Below are 15,515 nucleotides of genomic sequence, written 5' to 3' on the forward strand. Positions count from 1 at the left end.
CAGCTTCCTTTTGATTTTTATGCGTTTACATCCCGTTGTTTATGAATAAAAATCGTACTTTTGCAGTCAAGAGCTGTGGTTGCTTATGGATGCTTATTTTCGGATTTGCGATATAATTGCAACACGTGTACGCAAGTTGCTCATACTGAGATAATGTTGATTTTGAGGAAGTGAAGTAAATAGACTGTCATATTAAAAAAAGAGTCGTAAATCAATGATTTACGACTTTTTTTTGCTTTAGGTTTCTTCTAGTCATTGCTATAGCGTAAGCAATGATATTCAGTCGCTGCATCGAAGCAAGGACATTCTTCCAGCCATGATTCCGGTTCTATTAATGAATGGTTATCCATAATTTGAGGTAAATCACGATGCCCGCAAATATGACAGTCCGGATAATCAATAAGGAGCGTTTTGAGTAAAACAATCATGGAGTGCTTTTGCCATTGAGTGCGTGTATCTTTGGGAAGTCCGTGCCGGTTAAGACCACCTTCGTAACATATAGCGATGCTGTCAAGATTGTGCCCTTGGGCATGAGCTCCGGGTTTTCGAACAGAACGTGTACTCTTAATATTTCCGTCTCTCCGAATGTAATAATGATAACCGATACCATTTAGTCCACGCTGGCGGTGCGACTTTTCGAATTCAATTTCCGTTAATGTTTCATTCTCCTTTGTTGCGGAGCAATGAATAACTATCAGATGAACAGTTCTCATAGCTGTTAAATGTTTTGAAGGTGAATAGTTTGTTTATTAATCGCATGAGAACAATAGAAAGAGATCAAGGTTCACATTAACAGTTACTTATTTCCCCTTTTTGTATTCTTTTATAATAAATCAGACGACAAAATAACTGTTCGAAATATTTAAAGCCGGAAACATTTTCCTTACTTTTTCTTCCAAAACCGATAGGGTTTTTCATTTCTGAGCGATCTTAGTAGTAGAAAACGAGAATTGTTCACCTTTAAAATCATACGAAGATGAAAAAGTTAGCTAGTATTGCAGTTGGGTGGTTGATGGCATTTTTGCTGTTGGGTATTTCACCTTTATGGGCACAGGAAGAAGCCGGGAACTATTTCACTATTACAGGAATAGTGAAAAATAAGGATAATAAGAGAAAACTGGAGAATGTGAATGTGTCTGTTCCCGGTACGAACATCGGAACCGTTACGAATGCAGATGGTGTGTTTTCTCTGAAGATAAAGGACACGGAGACTATTCTGGGATTGGAGGTTTCACATATTGGGTATTTGAATTCTCAAGTTTCTCTGAAGGATAAGGAAGATGTATCTGATCTCACTATCTGGATGCTGCCGGCTCCTAATCTACTGAGTGAGATTGTTATCTTTGGCAATAACGCCCGGGGGCTTGTGGAAGAGGCGATTAAAAAAATTCCGGTGAACTATTCGGTTGATAAGAATTTGCTGACTGCATTTTATCGGGAGACAGTACAGAAAAGGCGACGCTATATCAGTGTATCGGAGGCTGTGATAGATGTGTCTAAAACTACGTACAGCGACCGGGAACCATCGAATGATAGAGTGCAACTACAAAAAGGACGTCGCCTGCTGAGCCCGAAAACCAGTGATACACTGGCAGTAAAAGTGGTGGGCGGGCCTAATCTTTCTATTTATCTGGATATTGTGAAGAACGGAGATGCATTGTTGAGCATGGAAAATCTGAATTATTATGATTTTCATATTGAGGAACCTGTGAATCTGGATAATCGTATGCAATATGTAGTCAGTTTTCGCCCCAGAGTCAGCCTGATGTATGCATTGTTTTACGGAAAACTCTATATTGATTTTGAGAAACTGGCATTCACCCGTGCGGAATTCTCTCTGGATATGCAAAACAGAGTGAAGGCGGTGGAAGCTATTCTTCATAAGAAGCCTCTCGGACTACGTTTCAGACCACAGGAAGTTTCCTATCTGGTGACGTATAAGGAACAGAATGGAAAAACTTATCTGAATTACATACGGAATGAAATTCGTTTCAAATGCGACTGGAAAAAGCGTTTATTCTCTTCCAGCTATACCGTATTTTCCGAAATGGTGGTAACAGATAGAAAGAGCGACTTTGCAGCCATTCCTAGCAAGAAAGCTTTCAAAGAAAAACAAGTGTTCTATGATTTGGTAGACGAATATTGGAATGAGGATTTCTGGAAGACATACAATATTATTGAGCCTACAGAGACTCTGGAACATGCTGTGAATAAATTGAAAAAGCAATCCCGTTAGATTTCAGATAGTTTTCTTATATTTGGAGACCAACAATAATTCCGGAGTATGCTGAATGAGCTGTTCATACTGACTAAAATAAAAGAGGGCGATATAAAGGCGTTTGAGGAAATCTTCCGTCGTTACTATTCCCCTCTTTGCTGGTATGCCGCAGGTATTACGGGAGAGATGGAAGCTGCCGAGGAAATTGTGGAAGAGTTGTTCTACGTGTTTTGGAAGGACCGGGAACATTTGCAGATATTCCAGTCCGTAAAAAGCTATTTATATAAAGCTGTACGAAATGCAGCACTCCAGTTTTGCGAGCATAAGGAAGTCAAGGAACGGTATCGCGAATATGTATTGGCGGGTAATGCTACGGAACAGGATTCTGATCCTCACCGGCAGTTGGAGTATGAAGAGTTACAGGGACTGATCCGCCATACTCTTGATAAATTACCCGTGCGCCGGCTCCGGATATTTGAAATGCATCGCATGGAAGGAAAGAAATATGCGGAGATAGCTTCTTCATTATCTCTGTCCGTCAAGACGGTAGAGGCTGAGATGACGAAAGCGCTGCGAACCTTACGAAATGAAATTGATAATTATATCCTTACGAAATGATTGAAGTGAATAAAAATAGGACGAAGACGGATGAGGCATGGGAACGCTTGTATGCCCGTTTGGATGAAGATAACCTGCTCGTCGGAGTAGGGCGGGAAGGGATAGTGCGTCGCAAACTTCTCTTGAAATGGGGAACATTGGCGGCTGCCGTAATTGCCGGTTTCGTCTATCTGGCATCTGCGTTGTGGTTTGTTCCGGGAGGAGAGATCGAAAGCCTCAATTTGGTGACGCAAGAAAATCGTGAAACATCCATGTTGGTTACCACGCTCGAAGACGGTTCTGTAGTATATCTGGCACAGGAGAGCACGCTGAAGTATCCCGAACATTTTGCTACGGACAAGCGGGAAGTGAACTTACAGGGAGAAGCTTTCTTTGATGTAGCAAAGAAACATGAACAAACTTTCCTGATTGAAACGGAAAAGGTACAGATAGAAGTGTTGGGTACAGCTTTCAATGTCCGTAGTCATGGAGATGACTCCTTCCGGCTCTCCGTGCAGCGGGGCAGAGTGAAGGTCTCACTGAAGCAAGGCGGACAAAGTGTACTGGTAAATGCTGGGGAAACCGTTACCTTGCAGGCGCGGCAGTTACAACTGAGTGAGACAGGAGATTCCGATGAGTTCAGACAATATACAAAGAATATACGTTTCAAGGACGAATGCCTGGAAGATATTCTGCGAGTGGTGAATGCCGAGGCTTCCGCTTTGCAGATACAGACGGCATCGCCGGTTCTGAGTAAACGGAAGCTGACCATTGAATTTGAGAATAATTCCCCCGAAACAGTAGCGGAACTTATTTGCTGGGCGCTGAGTTTGAAATGTTCGCGTGAAGGTGATAAACTGATTTTATCCGAATGATAACTTAACTATATAAATCATGAAACTTCATCGTTTCTTCATAATTTTTCTGAGCCTGCTTCTCATTACCTGTGGCATGAGGGCGGACGGAGGAGATGTGTTGGAACGTATCATCCGGTTGCCCGGGACGAAAGGAACGGTATATTCCCTGTTGAGCAAAGTGTCTGAACAATCCGGTTATCTTTTTGTATACGACAGTAAAGTGGTGAACAATGACGTCGAAATCAAGACAAAAAAGAAAAACTGTACGGTCCGGCAGGCCATCTATGAAATTGTAGGCGACCGGACATTAGAACTGAAAGTGATAGGAAATCACATCTTGATTCTGCCTCCTGCGGAGAAGGTCGTACGGAAGCGGAAAGTCTCGGAAGAGACACCCTTGCCAACCTATTTCACCATTACCGGCCTTTTGCGGGATAAAGAAACGAGTGATCCCGTTGTGAGTGCGTCGGTCATTCTTCAAGGAACTTCAATAGGTAATATTACAAATAAGAACGGGGAGTTCAGGCTCAACCTGCCTGACTCCCTGAAAAATGGCAAGCTTTCTTTTTCCCATTTAGGATATGTTGCACAAAGCATTGAAGCATCTACGCTGATTGGCCGGGACAATGTGTTGAGCCTGGAACCTAAAATAGTTCCTTTGCAGGAAGTGCTGATACGGTTGGTGGAACCCAAGAAACTATTGCGTGAAATGGTAAATCAGCGTGGGGAAAACTATTCATTGAATCCCGCTTATCTGACTACGTTCTACCGGGAGGGGGTGCAGTTGAAAAATAAATTCCAGAGCTTGACGGAAGCTGTTTTCAAAGTTTATAAATCTTCTTTGCCGGAGATTAACGTATCCGATCAGGTGAAGCTGCTAAAGATGAGTAAGATTGATAACCGGGAGAGTACAGACAGTCTGGTTGCTAAGATCAGGGCCGGTATCCAGGCTTGTTTGCAGTTGGATATAATGAAAGACCTGCCGGATTTTCTGTCGGTTGATGCGGAAGATAATCCGTATATGTATACCTCCGGTGACATTGCATTCATAGATGACCGCTGTGTCAATGTGGTTTATTTTGAGCAGAAGCGGAGTGTCAGGACGCCTCTTTATTGTGGGGCGTTGTATATTGATTCTGAGAATAGCGCTTTGGTGCAGGCCCGCATTGAGATAAATCCCAAGTACATCAAGGAGGCTACACGTATCTTTGTCGTCAGACAGGCACCAAAGATAAATCTGACGACACAGAAGGTGGTATATACTATTTCGTATAAACCGTGGAAAGGTACTTATTATATCCATCATATCCGTGGTGACCTGTACTTCAAGATGAAGCGGAAACGTTTTTTCTTTAGCAACCCTATTTTGCATACTTGGTTCGAAATGGTGACTTGTCTGGTGGATACGGAGAATGTAACCCGCTTCTCCCGAGCTGAAAGATTGCCTCCCCGCACCGTACTTGCAGATGAAGAGTTTAAGTATGATGAACATTTCTGGGAGGACTTCAACGTTATTCCACTGGAGGAAGAACTCAGCAGAATTATAGAGAAAGTAGCGTTAAAGATAGAAAAAATAGATCATCAGGAGGAATAAGATAATCCGGATAATTGTAATTTTGCAGCCGGAATCAATAAGTATTAGTAGAAAGATGGAATTGCCTAAAGACCCGATGATGCTTTTCAGCTTCATCAATACGAAATTGCGTGACTGTTATTCTTCATTGGATGAACTCTGTGATGATATGAATGTCAATAAAGAGACGATTGTAGGACTGTTGCAGTCAGCCGGATTTGAATATAGCGCAGAACATAATAAGTTCTGGTAATCTGCAGATAGATTATTTTTTCTTCCGGTGCTCTTTCTTCAGATAGAAGTTGAATCCGGCATATATTTGCAACGTCCCGAATCCATTGTTCAGGGAGAAGTTATCCCGGTAATAATCATACGTCCTGCCCAGAAAGGAAGTACCTACAAAATATTTGCTGTTATTGTATACAACGCCCGCCCGTAATATAAAATCAATATTGAAGTTCTTGTACCAGTCGCTGGGCTCTTCTGTGTCTTTCTCTATGCGCGACGTCTTGTAAGCAACAGCCGGACTGAGCGACAGGCATGCCAGACAGTTACGGGCAAATACCCAGTTATAGGCATATCCGAAATTGAGGCTGATATTGGTATATTTTATGTGTCTGACCTTCATTCCGGGACTCATCGTTTCCTGAATGATTTCGGGCAGCTTGGCATAATCAAACTTCAAATTATGCGTAGATACCGAAAGACCGGCTATGAGTGTACCTGCATTCCGACGTTGGTTGGTGGACTGGCTGAAAGCTGCCGGATAGGAGAAATGCCGGTTGTTGAAGATATAATATAAGTTGAATCCTTTCATATTTACTTTCAGACCGTTGAAGTCTTCCGAATAATTAGAAGGAACACGGTCGGAAAAGCCTGTTACTTCATGGATCTTGTAATCGTTACCTGTGCGACGATAGAAAATATCCACCCCTAACTTGGAACTGTAAAGGCTGAGGTCAAATTCTGTCCCTCTGTTTTTCCCGCTTTTCTTTCCAAGGAGTCCGTCCGTATCTACTGACCATCCTAAAAATATCCAGCGCCAACCAAAGTAAGCCCCTATCTTGTTGCGAGGGTTGGGGGTGAAGCGGAGCCGTTGGGGTTCGGGGGCGGCGGTACCTACGGAGTAATATTCGTAGTTTGTGAAATGATCGAACATCAAGGCATAGTTGTATCGGTTGGGGCTTATATAAGTTGTGTCGAAGTCATTGAAGTTGAGGAATTTCTTTATAGCTTTCATGAAGGCCCCCTGATGCTTTTCGGTACTAAGGCTATCGAGTGCGGTAGAACTTTCCTCTTCGTTTTGCGCAAACAAAGAGAAGGGTAACAATATCCACAGGCAGAAGATAAGTCTTTTCAGCATCAATCTTATTTCTTAATTAATAGTTCGAGTCTCTATGCTATAAACAACGCAAAAAGAAAAAGTGCAATTGTTCTATTTGCGAATTTAACAGTTCTTTTGCATATATCCAATAATATGGAGGGATTGTTTCATTATACCTCTTCTTTTTCGTCGTTCCTCCTCGTCTGTAGTTTCACCGCTTGAAACTGTTGGTTTCAAAGCATGAAACTCTTGGTTTCTCGGCATGAAACTATGAGTTTCAAGCAATGAAACAAATCAGAAAATGCAGAGGTTAATATAATCGGACAGATAATGCAGAGAAAGGAGATACAGTGTTAGCAATAGGTTATTACTACACTTACCAATATTGCATCAGTCAAAGATTCGTTGTGTTAATTATTAACACAACGAATCTTTAATAGTTAACAAAAATATAGTGTCTATTAAAACATGTTGTAATATGTTGTAGATCACCTTGAAAATTTGGAGATATCCTCAAAGTCCGTATCTTTGCAATGTGTTTTTCATAGTATTAGATTTAAGGTTAACAAAAGATTGGCTGTCTGGGATAGATAGCCTTTTTTTATAGATATAAGTGAACTACATATCGGGTACCTTTATCTTTTCCGGATTTTCTTCCCGATATCTTTTGAAATCATTCTCTATCAAGTCTCTCAAATCTTTAAGAAACTCTTCGCTACACTCTTCTTTTGCCAGGGAATAGTAGTATTCCAAAGTTTGCAATGCAAACTTATCTTTCCCAATCAGGGCAAATGCAGGAATTTCATTCTTTACTGCATTGCGTACTAATACTGCTTGATCTCTCATAATGAATTTTGTTTATGCAGAATATATGATTCGTTATCAGTCTTGAGGAGTGAATACATCTTCATATCCAGAATCTGCCCGTTCTTGACTGCATTACTTCTGAGTGTTCCTTCATTTTTGAATCCGCTTTTTTCAAGAATCCGGCAGGAGGCGATATTATAGCTAAACGGCTCTGCAAAAATACGGAGGATATCAGTGTTACTAAAAACATACTGGCAGGTCTGTTTGATGGCGCAGGTTCCCAAGCCTTTGCCCCAAAAAGGTTCTGCTATATAATAGCCTATTTCGGCAGTCAGCGAGTGGATGTTATCTTTGCGAAACACACCAATGCTTCCCACTACTTTGTCATCAGCGGTGATGGCGAAGGCGAAAATACTGTTCTTATCGGCCTTCAGCATTTCATTGATATAATATTTTGCATCGTCTTCAGTGTAGGGATAAGGCAGACCGTCCCGAAGGTTGTCCTGAATGTTTTTGTTATTTAAGGTTGCTGCAAGTTCGGCGGCATCATCTATTTTCCATATTCTGATTTTACATTCCATATCGATATCCTTCTTTTTTAATTAATCTGAAACGGGAGAGTTGCCGGCAAAGATAAGAAACTTTATTTTTAACCACTTATTTAATAAATGCAAAATGTGAACTTCCCGATTTAACTTCATCCTTCTTTCTGTTTCTAACCTAATAAAGCTAAGAAACTGAATTGATGATAAACGAGGATAAGATCCGGCAGGTATATGCTTCCGACCCGAAGAAAGGGTTTAAGATGCTGATGGATAACTTCCAGGTACCTATATATAATTATATACGGCGTTTGGTTGTGTCGCACGAGGATGCAGAAGATGTTCTTCAGGAAGTCTTTATCCGGGTGTACCGTAATTTGGACCAGTTTCGTGGTGAAAGCTCGCTGAGTACCTGGATATACAGGATTGCAACCAATGAAAGTTTGCGCTTGCTGAATACACGAAAGGATGAAGAAGCAATTCCTGCCGAAGAAGTACAAGAGGAACTGATAGGTAAACTGAGGGCTTCCGATTATATTGATTACGAAAATGAACTGGCAGTCAAGTTTCAGGAAGCCATACTGAGTTTGCCCGAAAAACAACGGCTAATATTCAACCTACGCTATTACGATGAGCTCGATTATGAAGAAATCAGCCGTATACTGGATAGTAAGGTCGATACTCTCAAAGTGAATTATCACTATGCGAAAGAAAAAATAAAAGAATACATCTTAAACAGATAGGACGATGAATAAAGAATTTGATTTTGACGATATCGGTAAAAAGACACCTTACCGCACTCCTGATAATTTTTTTGAGGATATGCAGCAGAAGGTGATGGAACGTACTTGCGGCGGGCAACGCCGGAAACATCGTTTACAGATAATGTTCTCTACTGCCATAGCGGCAGCTGCAATACTGGCAGGGGTATTGTTTGTTCCGTCTTATCTCCGGACGGAAGATGCACCTGCAGGAACTTCGGATATGCTGGCTATAGAAAGAAGTAGCAGCGATCCGGTTGATAAATGGATTCACGAACTGTCGGATGAGGAGTTGGAAGAGCTCGTCAACTTCTCTGAGAATGACATATTTTTAAATTAGGTATTAATTAAAAACAAGAAGATTATGAAGACTAAGTTTATTTATGTAATTTTGGCTGCCCTCCTGATTGGTAGCCAGACAATTTCTGCTCAGAACAAGGATAACAAAACCAATAAGCAACGTCCTACACCTGAACAAATGATTCAAAGACAAGCCAATCAGATGGTGACGAAACTGATGCTAGATGATGCAACAGCTGCCAAGTTCACTCCGGTTTACGAAAAATATCTGAAAGATTTGCGCGAATGCCGGATGATGAACCGCAGGGAAAGGCCCAGGAACAATAATGCGGAAGCAACCCCGGCTACCAAACCTGTACTGACAGATGCGGAAATAGAAAAGCAGATCAAGGATCAGTTTGCGCAAAGCCGTAAGATACTGGATATTCGCGAGAAATATTATAATGAATTCCGCAAGATTCTGTCTCCCAAGCAGATTGCAAAAATCTATCAGACAGAAAGAAGCAATGCGAATAAATTCAGAAAAGAATTTGACAGAAGAAAAGGTCAGAAACATGGTCAAGGAAAACGGCCGGCTCATGCAAGACCAGCTTCAAATAATAAATAACATTTTTCATTAAACTACTTGGTAAACACGAATGGACCATGGCAGGCATACATATTTGACTTTCCGGAACATCTTAATCTATGTTGTTTTGTTGTGGTCAGGTATGACCGTTCATGCACAGTCCGGCAAAGGAAGCTTTGCCGGACGTGTTGTTGATAAGGATACGAAGCAGCCGGTGGGGCATGCGGCGGTACGTTTGTTAACCTTGCCAGACAGTACTTTTCTTGCAGGTGTAGCCACTACGGACGACGGTAAATTCAGGATGCCGGTTGTCTGGCCCAAAGACAAGAAATTGCTTTTAGAGATTTCTTTCATTGGCTATACCACTTTTTCTAAATCTATTCCCTCTTCATTCAGAGGTACTTCGCAGAACTTGGGTGATATTGCACTATTTTCCGATGGCATTTTGTTGGGTGAAACGGTAGTGGTGGGTAAAGCTCCTCTGGCAGTTACCGAACAGGATACCACGGTCTTCAATGCCTCTGCCTATCGTACCCCCGAAGGTTCCATGCTCGAAGATCTTGTAAAACAATTGCCCGGTGGAGAGATAGATGGCGATGGAAAGCTGTTGATTCATGGCAAGGAAGTTAAGAAGATATTGGTAGACGGCAAAGAGTTCTTTGCGGATGATCCGAAAGCTGCCCTGAAAAATCTGCCGGTAGAAATGGTGGAGAAGCTGAGAACTTATGAACGTAAATCCGATTTGGCACGTCTGACCGGAATTGATGACGGGGATGAGGAAATGATACTTGACCTGGGGGTGAAAAAGGACATGAAGAAAGGATGGATGGATAATTTCATGGCAGGCACGGGCAACAAAGGGCGGTATGAACTTGCCAATACCCTGAACCGCTTCCGGGATAATTCCCAACTTACTATTATCGGCAATCTGAATAACACCAACAATCAAGGCTTCTCGGAGTTGCAACGGGAGTCATCGGCTGCCAGTGGAAATATCCTGAATAGGGTGGGACTGGTTACCTCACATTCTTTAGGTATGAATTTCACTCATGACTGGGACAGAGTGAAGCTTCGCTCCAATGTGCAATATACGGGTACCGACCGTTCGGAGGATAATAGTACTACGGTGGATAATTTCCTGAAACAGGATAAATCGATAAGCCACAGCACTAACAGCAATCACATGAAGAACCACAACCTGACGGCGAATGCTTATCTGGAATGGAAAATAGATTCAGTCACCAATCTGGTGTTTCGTCCGCAATATCGCTATGTGGCAAGTGACAGGAGGAATAGTGGATATCAACAGAGTTGGTCGGACGAAACACTTCTGAATGAGAGAACGGCTTCTAATCTTTACGATAATTCCCAGTATAATCTGACCTTCATGTTGCAAGTCAACCGTAAGTTCAGCCGTAAAGGACGGAATCTGGCTTTGAAAGTGGATTATGGAACGAATACTTCTTCTGCCGACAGGAAAAACTTTTCTACTACACATTATTTTAAGAATGATACAGAGAAAGTAGTCAACCAGCGTGTGGATGATGAAGGTGACGGATATAATTATCGTCTGCAACTGGTGTATGTGGAGCCGTTGCCTAACCGTTACTTTCTTCAGTTTCGTTACAGTTATCAATACCGGGTAACTAATTCGGACCGCTTTGTCTATAACTGGGATGAGGCAATGGAAGATTTTGTTGCCGATTACGATTCTCTGGCCAGTAATAGTTTTGAGAGCCAATACAGCACCCATCTTTTCAATATGGCTGTCCGTACTTCCCGGAAAAAGTACAACTACAATATAGGTGTCGATCTGGAACCCCAGAAACTGGATAGCCGTTCTTTTCTGGATGATGTTTCCAAGCATCAAATGAGTAAAACTGTTCTCAACTTTTCACCGACACTGAATTTCCGTTATAAGTTTTCCAAGCGTACACAGTTGCAGGCAATTTATAGAGGAAAAGGACGACAACCGAGTGTTCGTGACCTACAACCGGTTGCCGACATGACGAATCCATTGAATATCCGTATCGGTAATCCTTCTTTGAAACCTTCATACACCAATACGTTTACACTGAATTATAATTCGTATAATGTGAAACATCAGCGCAACATGGTGGTATCTTTTTTTGTGGAGAATGTGCTCAATAGTGTAACGAACCAGGTGACTTACGACAGCGAAACGGGAGGCAGAACCACCATGCCTGTTAATTTGAATGGTAACTGGCGGGCATCAGGTGCACTTTCATTGAGCGGGCCTTTCAAGAACCGCAACTGGCTGTTTCGTACCTATTCCTATTTGCAATATAGGAATCAGAACGGGTATACCACTCAGAACAAAGAAGAGCCGATGAAGAGTTCCGTGCAGCATCTTACGGCGCGTGAACGCCTGCAATTTACTTTTCGTACCCGGCAACTCGAACTGAGTGCGCGTGGAGAAGTGCTGTATAATAATTCGTATAATAACGTGAAAGATATGCGCACAGAAACGTTCGACTATCAACTTGGAGGAGACTTGCAGTATTATCTCCCCTGGGGATTCGAGTACAGCAGTGATCTCACATATTTTCTTCGTACCGGATATGGATACGACAGCAGTGGACGGAAGAACCTGATATGGAACTGCCAACTGTCGAAAGCTTTCTTGAAAAAGAAACAACTATTACTTCGTTTTAAGTTTTATGATATTCTTCGCCAGGAGATTTCCATGGTACGCACCATTTCGGCTACTGCCATACGTGATGCGGACTACAATGTATTGGGACGTTATTTTATGGTGCACACTATCCTGCGATTGAATATGATGGGGAAAAAGTAAAAAACGCAAAGTGTGGAAACTTCAACAGGGTTAATTTGTTGTAGATACTCAAATTAATAAAAGAAAACTCTGAGGAATGTTTCAAAGGTTCAAAAACTTTAGAAAACTGAGGAAGTGGTATGTTGTGAAACTGAAACTGGTTGATGCCCGCCTGTATTTCGTCAGCATCTTCGTAGGATTGCTGACGGGGTTGGTGGCTGTTCCCTATCATTATTGCCTATATTATTTCTTTAACTTGCGAAGTGAGTTTTTTGCTTCCCGTCCAGAGTGGTACTGGCATATTCCTCTTTTTCTTTTCTTTTGGGCGGTACTGATATTCGTATCCTGGCTGGTAATGAAAATGCCGCTTATCACCGGAGGAGGTATTCCTCAAACGCGTGCTGCCATCAACGGGCGCATCACTTATAAGCATCCTTTCATAGAGTTGGTTTCTAAGTTCTTCGGCGGTATTCTTTCGGTCTCGGCCGGATTATCGCTGGGACGTGAAGGGCCTTCCGTACAAATAGGTTCGTATGTGGGATGCCTTGTGGCACGCTGGACACATATTCTACGTGGTGAACGAAAGCAATTGCTTGCTGCCGGTGCCGGTGCCGGCCTTGCGGCTGCGTTTGCGGCGCCGCTGGCTTCTTCATTGCTTGTCATCGAATCCATCGAACGTTTTGATGCTCCCAAAACCGCTATTACTACCCTGCTGGCCGGTGTAGTGGCCGGTGCGGTGGCAAGCATGGTTTTTCCGGTAAATTCTTATCATTTGATACAAGTGGCCGAGCCCGGTTTTTCTTTTGGAGTCCAGGTGAAGTACTTTCTGTTACTTGCAGTGATTATTTCTGTTTGCGGAAAATTGTATTCCATGATGATGGTCTCTTTCAAACGGGTGTATGCAACGGTGAAATCTTCGGTATATATGAAGATGTTCTATCTGTTGCTGGTCGCTTATATTATTTCCTTTATGCAGGTCAACCTGACGGGTGGGGGAGAACAGTTTCTTTTGGAGCAGGCGCAATCCGGAAGCCATGCACAAATTATGTGGGTAACGGCAATGATGCTGTTGCATTTCGGTTTTTCTGTTATCTGCGTTTCATCCGGTTTGCCGGGTGGAAGTTTTATTCCTACACTGGTCACCGGTGGATTACTGGGGCAGATTGTTGGTTTGTTGGGAGTGGAATATGGGGTTATTGAGCCGGAGAATGTCAGTTATGTAATGTTGATTTCAATGTCTGCTTTCCTGGTGGCTGTGATACGTACACCTTTGACGGCTATCGTATTGATTACCGAGATAACAGGACATTTTGAGGTGTTCTACCCATCGGTGGTAGTGGGTGGATTGACTTATTATTTTACGGAACTTCTTCAGATAAGGCCTTTCAATGTGACGCTTTATGAGGATATGATCAATACTCCTGCTTTTCAGGAACAGACAAGGTATAAACTGTCCATAGAAGTGATGACGGGTTCATATATGGATGGTAAACTTGTAGACGAACTTTCTTTGCCTGAAAACTGTGCCATTATCAATGTACACCGGGATGGTAAAGACGCAAAGCCCCCCGGAATACGGTTGATTCCGGGGGACCAGATTGATATTGAATTGGATGCGCAGGATATTGAAAAACTCTATGAGCCGCTCGTCAGCCTGGCAAACATTTATTGATATGGATGAGGTATCCTTATGCCAGACTGCCTATTTCATCCAGATTCTTCTGAATATCCTGATCAGTCAGCTCGTAGTTTACGAGGTCACCGGAGAGATATTTATCGTATGAAGCCATGTCAATCAATCCGTGACCGGAGAGGTTGAACAGGATTACTTTCTCTTCACCTGTTTCCTTGCATTTGTTTGCTTCGCGGATGGCGGCGGCAATAGCGTGGCAAGATTCCGGTGCGGGAATGATACCTTCAGCTTGGGCAAACAAACAGCCGGCCTCAAATGATTCCAGTTGCTTGATGTCTACAGCTTCCATCAGACCGTCTTTCAATAGTTGAGAAACGATGACGCCTGCACCGTGGTAACGCAATCCACCTGCATGAATATTAGCGGGAGCAAAGTTATGTCCCAGCGTGTACATAGGCAGTAGCGGAGTGTATCCTGCTTCGTCACCGAAATCATATTGGAATTTACCGCGTGTCAGTTTCGGGCAAGAAGCCGGTTCGGCAGCAATGAAACGTGTTTGCTTACCTTCCAGAATCTTGTGGCGCATAAATGGGAATGCGATACCACCGAAGTTAGAGCCACCACCAAAACAAGCAATTACCATATCAGGATACTCTCCCGCCATTTCCATCTGTTTTTCGGCTTCCAGACCGATTACAGTCTGGTGCAGAGCTACATGGCTCAATACAGATCCTAATGTATATTTACAATTCGGTGTAGTCTGGGCCAGTTCGATGGCTTCTGAAATAGCGGTTCCCAATGACCCCTGGTAGTTGGGGTGAGCCGTCAGGATATCTTTTCCTGCACGGGTGGACATAGACGGAGACGGCGTGACCTGTGCGCCGAACGTCTGCATGATGCTGCGGCGGTAAGGTTTCTGCTCATAACTGATTTTCACTTGGTAAACGGCAGCTTCCAATCCAAATAGGCGGGCAGCGTAAGCCAGCGAAGCACCCCATTGTCCGGCACCGGTTTCAGTGGTAACGTTGGTTACTCCTTCTTTCTTGCAATAATAAGCCTGGGGAATGGCAGAATTCAGCTTGTGCGATCCCATCGGACTTACACTCTCATTCTTGAAATAGATATGTGCCGGAGTACCCAATGCTTGTTCCAGTCCATAAGCACGAACCAGTGGAGTACTACGATAATATTTGTACATTTCGCGTACTTCTTCGGGAATTTCGATCCACTTATCGGTCTGATTCAGTTCCTGTTTGCACAGTTCCTGTGCAAAGATGGGATATAAATCTTCAGCTTTCAGTGGTTGTTTGGTACCGGGATGAAGCGGAGGCATCGGTTTGTTCACCATATCTGCCTGTATATTGTACCAATAATGTGGTATTTCCTCTTCCGGGAGGAAATATCTTTTTGTCTTGTTGCTCATAGTGGTTACTTCTATTAAAATTTTTACGAGGCCAAATGTAACTATTATTTTTAAAACAATTTCTTTTTTCTTTTGTTTTTTGTCTATACGCATTGTTTTGTTTATGTTTGCCCGA

General features: G+C 42.7%; 15 protein-coding genes. 10 read left to right on the forward strand and 5 right to left on the reverse strand.

The window, feature by feature from the left end:
• Window positions 1–248: 248 nt before the first annotated feature.
• Window positions 249–713 carry an N-acetylmuramoyl-L-alanine amidase gene (locus K6V21_RS14685; protein WP_224319066.1) on the reverse strand — a complete coding sequence of 155 codons (465 nt, stop codon included), beginning with the start codon at window positions 711–713 and terminating at the stop codon, window positions 249–251.
• A gap of 263 nt (window positions 714–976) precedes the next feature.
• Here K6V21_RS14685 and K6V21_RS14690 point away from each other — a divergent pair, with 263 nt between their 5' ends.
• Genes K6V21_RS14690 through K6V21_RS14710 form a run of 5 tightly spaced genes read left to right on the forward strand, consistent with a single transcriptional unit; the run spans window position 977 to window position 5,498 of the window.
• On the forward strand, window positions 977–2,236 hold the full coding sequence (locus K6V21_RS14690; RefSeq protein ID WP_224319067.1) for a carboxypeptidase-like regulatory domain-containing protein: 1,260 nt from the start codon (window positions 977–979) through the stop codon (window positions 2,234–2,236).
• A 48-nt stretch (window positions 2,237–2,284) separates the two neighbouring features.
• A complete protein-coding gene (locus tag K6V21_RS14695; RefSeq protein WP_195511817.1) occupies window positions 2,285–2,836 on the forward strand; it encodes an RNA polymerase sigma-70 factor in 552 nt (183 codons plus the stop codon).
• The gene (locus tag K6V21_RS14700; RefSeq protein ID WP_224319068.1) at window positions 2,833–3,690 is read left to right on the forward strand and encodes a FecR family protein; all 858 of its coding nucleotides are present in this window, start codon (window positions 2,833–2,835) and stop codon (window positions 3,688–3,690) included. The genes K6V21_RS14695 and K6V21_RS14700 overlap by 4 nt, the downstream gene beginning before the upstream one ends.
• A 19-nt stretch (window positions 3,691–3,709) precedes the next feature.
• The gene (locus K6V21_RS14705) at window positions 3,710–5,266 is read left to right on the forward strand and encodes a carboxypeptidase-like regulatory domain-containing protein (protein WP_224319069.1); all 1,557 of its coding nucleotides are present in this window, start codon (window positions 3,710–3,712) and stop codon (window positions 5,264–5,266) included.
• A 55-nt stretch (window positions 5,267–5,321) separates the two neighbouring features.
• Window positions 5,322–5,498: a DUF4250 domain-containing protein gene (locus K6V21_RS14710; RefSeq protein WP_007213229.1), complete on the forward strand. Its 177-nt coding sequence runs from the start codon at window positions 5,322–5,324 to the stop codon at window positions 5,496–5,498.
• A gap of 12 nt (window positions 5,499–5,510) precedes the next feature.
• Here K6V21_RS14710 and K6V21_RS14715 read toward each other — a convergent pair whose 3' ends face one another.
• From K6V21_RS14715 to K6V21_RS14725, 3 genes are all read right to left on the reverse strand, one after another.
• Window positions 5,511–6,608, reverse strand: coding sequence for a DUF4421 domain-containing protein (locus K6V21_RS14715; RefSeq protein WP_224319070.1), 1,098 nt, complete (start codon window positions 6,606–6,608; stop codon window positions 5,511–5,513).
• A gap of 579 nt (window positions 6,609–7,187) precedes the next feature.
• On the reverse strand, window positions 7,188–7,415 hold the full coding sequence (locus K6V21_RS14720) for a hypothetical protein (protein WP_007665603.1): 228 nt from the start codon (window positions 7,413–7,415) through the stop codon (window positions 7,188–7,190).
• Entirely contained in the window at window positions 7,412–7,957 is a 546-nt protein-coding gene (locus K6V21_RS14725; protein ID WP_224319071.1) for a GNAT family N-acetyltransferase, read from the reverse strand. Before K6V21_RS14725 ends, K6V21_RS14720 begins: the two co-directional genes overlap by 4 nt.
• A 164-nt stretch (window positions 7,958–8,121) precedes the next feature.
• Here K6V21_RS14725 and K6V21_RS14730 point away from each other — a divergent pair, with 164 nt between their 5' ends.
• The 5 genes from K6V21_RS14730 (at window position 8,122) to K6V21_RS14750 (ending at window position 14,016) form a co-directional block, all read left to right on the forward strand.
• On the forward strand, window positions 8,122–8,661 hold the full coding sequence (locus K6V21_RS14730; RefSeq protein WP_217713852.1) for an RNA polymerase sigma factor: 540 nt from the start codon (window positions 8,122–8,124) through the stop codon (window positions 8,659–8,661).
• A 4-nt stretch (window positions 8,662–8,665) separates the two neighbouring features.
• Window positions 8,666–9,019, forward strand: coding sequence for a hypothetical protein (locus tag K6V21_RS14735; RefSeq protein ID WP_022209788.1), 354 nt, complete (start codon window positions 8,666–8,668; stop codon window positions 9,017–9,019).
• 24 nt (window positions 9,020–9,043) lie between these two features.
• Window positions 9,044–9,586 (forward strand): hypothetical protein, encoded by a 543-nt coding sequence (locus K6V21_RS14740; protein WP_224319072.1) that lies wholly within the window; start codon window positions 9,044–9,046, stop codon window positions 9,584–9,586.
• A 31-nt stretch (window positions 9,587–9,617) separates the two neighbouring features.
• Entirely contained in the window at window positions 9,618–12,365 is a 2,748-nt protein-coding gene (locus K6V21_RS14745) for an outer membrane beta-barrel protein (RefSeq protein ID WP_224319073.1), read from the forward strand.
• A 76-nt stretch (window positions 12,366–12,441) separates the two neighbouring features.
• On the forward strand, window positions 12,442–14,016 hold the full coding sequence (locus K6V21_RS14750; protein ID WP_224319074.1) for a ClC family H(+)/Cl(-) exchange transporter: 1,575 nt from the start codon (window positions 12,442–12,444) through the stop codon (window positions 14,014–14,016).
• 16 nt (window positions 14,017–14,032) lie between these two features.
• Here the strand turns inward: K6V21_RS14750 and K6V21_RS14755 are convergent, their stop codons facing one another.
• Window positions 14,033–15,400, reverse strand: coding sequence for a TrpB-like pyridoxal phosphate-dependent enzyme (locus K6V21_RS14755; RefSeq protein WP_224319075.1), 1,368 nt, complete (start codon window positions 15,398–15,400; stop codon window positions 14,033–14,035).
• Window positions 15,401–15,515 lie beyond the last annotated feature (115 nt).

The sequence above is a fragment of the Bacteroides cellulosilyticus genome, from assembly GCF_020091405.1.
GTDB lineage: Bacteria > Bacteroidota > Bacteroidia > Bacteroidales > Bacteroidaceae > Bacteroides.

What these genes read in the sequence shown, in the direction of transcription:
- K6V21_RS14730 (WP_217713852.1), top strand. Translation starts at nt 8,122, where the DNA reads ATGATAAACGAGGATAAGATCCGGCAGGTATATGCTTCCGACCCGAAG.
- K6V21_RS14690 (WP_224319067.1), top strand. Translation starts at nt 977, where the DNA reads ATGAAAAAGTTAGCTAGTATTGCAGTTGGGTGGTTGATGGCATTTTTG.
- K6V21_RS14740 (WP_224319072.1), top strand. Translation starts at nt 9,044, where the DNA reads ATGAAGACTAAGTTTATTTATGTAATTTTGGCTGCCCTCCTGATTGGT.
- K6V21_RS14750 (WP_224319074.1), top strand. Translation starts at nt 12,442, where the DNA reads ATGTTTCAAAGGTTCAAAAACTTTAGAAAACTGAGGAAGTGGTATGTT.
- K6V21_RS14705 (WP_224319069.1), top strand. Translation starts at nt 3,710, where the DNA reads ATGAAACTTCATCGTTTCTTCATAATTTTTCTGAGCCTGCTTCTCATT.
- K6V21_RS14685 (WP_224319066.1), bottom strand. Translation starts at nt 713, where the DNA reads ATGAGAACTGTTCATCTGATAGTTATTCATTGCTCCGCAACAAAGGAG.
- K6V21_RS14745 (WP_224319073.1), top strand. Translation starts at nt 9,618, where the DNA reads ATGGACCATGGCAGGCATACATATTTGACTTTCCGGAACATCTTAATC.
- K6V21_RS14735 (WP_022209788.1), top strand. Translation starts at nt 8,666, where the DNA reads ATGAATAAAGAATTTGATTTTGACGATATCGGTAAAAAGACACCTTAC.
- K6V21_RS14725 (WP_224319071.1), bottom strand. Translation starts at nt 7,957, where the DNA reads ATGGAATGTAAAATCAGAATATGGAAAATAGATGATGCCGCCGAACTT.
- K6V21_RS14715 (WP_224319070.1), bottom strand. Translation starts at nt 6,608, where the DNA reads ATGCTGAAAAGACTTATCTTCTGCCTGTGGATATTGTTACCCTTCTCT.
- K6V21_RS14710 (WP_007213229.1), top strand. Translation starts at nt 5,322, where the DNA reads ATGGAATTGCCTAAAGACCCGATGATGCTTTTCAGCTTCATCAATACG.
- K6V21_RS14755 (WP_224319075.1), bottom strand. Translation starts at nt 15,400, where the DNA reads ATGAGCAACAAGACAAAAAGATATTTCCTCCCGGAAGAGGAAATACCA.
- K6V21_RS14700 (WP_224319068.1), top strand. Translation starts at nt 2,833, where the DNA reads ATGATTGAAGTGAATAAAAATAGGACGAAGACGGATGAGGCATGGGAA.
- K6V21_RS14695 (WP_195511817.1), top strand. Translation starts at nt 2,285, where the DNA reads ATGCTGAATGAGCTGTTCATACTGACTAAAATAAAAGAGGGCGATATA.
- K6V21_RS14720 (WP_007665603.1), bottom strand. Translation starts at nt 7,415, where the DNA reads ATGAGAGATCAAGCAGTATTAGTACGCAATGCAGTAAAGAATGAAATT.